The organism is Azospirillum sp. B506 (assembly GCF_000333595.1).
GTDB lineage: Bacteria > Pseudomonadota > Alphaproteobacteria > Azospirillales > Azospirillaceae > Azospirillum.
This window is the reverse complement of record NZ_BADK01000958.1, coordinates 1-2,933: the sequence shown is the minus strand read 5'-3', so window position 1 is coordinate 2,933 and position 2,933 is coordinate 1. Positions and strand designations below refer to the sequence as shown.

The window sequence follows — 2,933 nt, the reverse complement described above, 5'->3', positions numbered from 1 at the left end:
TCCTGCCGGGCATGCGTTTGGCCGTGGACACCCACTTCGCCAAGCACCCCCTGGTCAGGCCTTTCCTGGCGATCGCCAACCACGTCACCATCGACCCGACCAACCCGCTCGGCACCCGCATCCTGGCCCGCGCCCTCGCCGACGGCGACAAGGTCTGCGTCTTCCCGGAGGGGCGGATCACCGTCACCGGCTCGCTGATGAAGATCAACGGCGGCCCCGGCATGCTGGCCGACAAGGCGCGCTGCCCGGTGGTGCCTGTCTGCATCGAGGGCGCCCAGCGCTCGGTGCTGTCGCGGATGAAGGGCCGGTTGCGGCTCGGCCTGTTCCCGCGCATCACCATCACCGTTCTGCCGCCGGTCATGACTCCCGATGTCGGCGGTCTGGTCGGCAAGATGCGGCGCGCCGCCCTGAAGTCCTGGCTGTCGCGCGTGATGACGGAGAGCGTCTTCGCCGCCCGCCCACGGCAGGAGACGCTGATGCTGGCTCTGCTCGATGCCCGACGCAAGGCAGGCCCGCGGGAAGAGGCCGTCCAGGACGGCGACTTCTCCACCCTGTCCTACCGGGCCCTGGCGGCCCGCGCCCTGGTGCTCGGCCGCATCCTGACGCGCGGCACGGAGGCGGAGGAGCCGGTGGGCGTGCTGCTGCCGACCGCCTCGCCGACGGCGGCGGTGTTCTTCGGCCTCGCCGCCCATGGCCGGCCGGCCGCCATGCTGAACTTCACCGCCGGTCCGGACGCAGTGAAGGCCGCCTGCCGTGCCGCCGGGGTGCGACGGATCATCACCTCCGCCCAGTTCATCGAGAAGGCCCGCCTCGGTGGGCTGGTCGAGGCGCTGGCCGCCGACCACGCGATCATCCATCTCGAAGAGATCAAGCGCGGGTTGCGGCTGGACGACAGGTTGCGCGCCCTGGCGGCGCTGATCGCGCCGGAACGGCTGCTGCCGCCGCAGGGGAGCCGCGACGACACCGCCGCCATCCTCTTCACCTCCGGGTCGGAGGGGCCGCCGAAGGGCGTGGCGCTCAGCCACGACAACCTGCTCGCCAACATGGCGCAGGTGGCGTCGGTGGTGGATTTCACCCGGCAGGACGTGGTGTTCAACTGCCTGCCCATCTTCCACTCCTTCGGCCTGACCGGCGGCATGCTGCTGCCGATCCTGAACGGGGTGAAGACGGTGCTCTACCCCAACCCGCGCCATGTCCGGCTGATCCCGGAACTGGTCTACCAGACCAACGCCACGGTCCTGTTCGGCACCGATTTCTTCCTGAACGCCTGGGCACGGTCGGCCGACCCCTACGACTACCGTTCGCTGCGCCTCGTCTTCGCCGGGGCCGAACGGCTGCAGGACGAGACGCGGCGGGTCTACACCGAACGGCTGCGCGTCCATCTGCTGGAGGGCTACGGCACCACCGAGACCGCGCCGGTGATCGCCGTCAACACCCCGGCCCGCTTCCGTCCCGGCAGCGTCGGGCAGGCCCTGCCCGGCATCGAGACCGAACTGCTGCCGGTGCCCGGCGTCGATGCCGGCGGGCGGCTGCGGGTGCGCGGGCCGAATGTCATGAAGGGCTACCTGTACACTGATCGTCCCGGCGAAATCCAGCCGCCGGCCGACGGCTGGCACGACACCGGCGACATCGTCGAGATCGACGCCGACGGCTTCATCCGCATCGTCGGCCGGGTCAAGCGTTTCGCCAAGGTGGCCGGCGAGATGATCCCGCTCGGCCTCGTGGAAGAAATGGCGAGCCTCGCCGATCCGGACGCCGCGCATGCCGCTGTCGCGCTGCCCGATGCCAAGCGCGGCGAGCGGATCCTGCTGGCGACCACCAGCGCCACGCTGTCCCGCGACGCGCTGGTTGCCGTCGCGCGGACCAGGGGGGCGCCCGAGATCGCCATTCCGCGCGACATCCTGCGCATCGACGCCATCCCCCTGCTGGGCACCGGCAAGAGGGACTATCCGGCTGTGACGCGGTTTGTCGCGGAGACCGCCGCCAAGGAGACCGCATGATGGAGAACACCACAACCGCCACCAAGGCGTCCGCCGACCGGCGCCCCATCGCCACCCGGTCGGCCCGCTGGGCGCAACGGCTGGCGGCGTGGCTGACCACGACCCCGGTGACCCCGAACCAGATCTCGCTGCTGTCGGCGGTGTGGGCGGCAATCGGCGGCGCCCTTCTGCTGCAGGGCGGCGTCCTGGCCTGGATCGGCGCCGCGCTGTGCGTCCAGCTGCGCCTCGTCTGCAACCTGCTCGACGGCATGGTCGCGGTGGAGGGCGGCAAGGGATCGCCGGTCGGCGCGCTCTACAACGAGATCCCCGACCGCGTCGCCGACACCGCCTTCCTGGTGCCGCTGGGCTATGCTGCCGGCCTGCCCTGGCTCGGCTGGGCGGCGGCATTGGCGGCCATGATGACCGCCTATGTCCGGACCTTCGGTGGCGCCCTGGGGCTGGCGCAGGATTTCGGCGGGGTGATGGCCAAGCAGCGCCGCATGGCCGCCCTCACCGCCGCCCTGCTCGCCCAGGCGGTCGAGCATGCGCTGTGGGGAACGCGATACAGCCTGCTGGCAGCGGCCTGGATCATCATGGGCGGCAGCCTGTTCACCGTCGCGACGCGCACGCTCGGCATCGCCCGCCGGCTGAAGTCCCGGCATTTGGCAACCCATCAGCCGGAGGCCCGCTCATGATCCCTCTTCTCCAACCGGCGTTCCGCCACGGTCTGCTGGGGCTGACCCGTCTGCTGGTCGGCGCCCGCGCGAGCTGGGAGGGCAGTGCCCCCGCAGACGGTCCGCGCATCTATTTCGCCAACCACACCAGCCACCTCGACACGCTTGCCGTCATGGCGGCCCTGCCGGCGGATTTGCGGGCGCGCACGCATCCGGGGCGGCGCTCGATTACTGGGGCGGCTCGGCCCCTGCGGGCGCGGTCCGCGGGGGGCTGCCTCAA

Annotated in this window: 2 protein-coding genes and 1 pseudogene; all 3 read left to right on the top strand. The window is 71.3% G+C overall.

From position 1 onward, the window contains the following. Positions 1-2,000, top strand: a 2,000-nt coding sequence (locus tag I71_RS29705) for an AMP-binding protein (RefSeq protein ID WP_042702877.1), incomplete at its 5' end; no start/stop codon positions are given. After that, the gene (locus I71_RS29700; RefSeq protein WP_042702875.1) at positions 1,997-2,674 is read left to right on the top strand and encodes a CDP-alcohol phosphatidyltransferase family protein; all 678 of its coding nucleotides are present in this window, start codon (positions 1,997-1,999) and stop codon (positions 2,672-2,674) included. The genes I71_RS29705 and I71_RS29700, both read left to right, overlap by 4 nt. Next, positions 2,671-2,933, top strand: a pseudogene (locus I71_RS29695) (1-acyl-sn-glycerol-3-phosphate acyltransferase); the annotation flags it as partial. The gene I71_RS29700 and the pseudogene I71_RS29695, both read left to right, overlap by 4 nt.

What these genes read in the sequence shown, in the direction of transcription:
- I71_RS29700 (WP_042702875.1), top strand. Translation starts at nt 1,997, where the DNA reads ATGATGGAGAACACCACAACCGCCACCAAGGCGTCCGCCGACCGGCGC.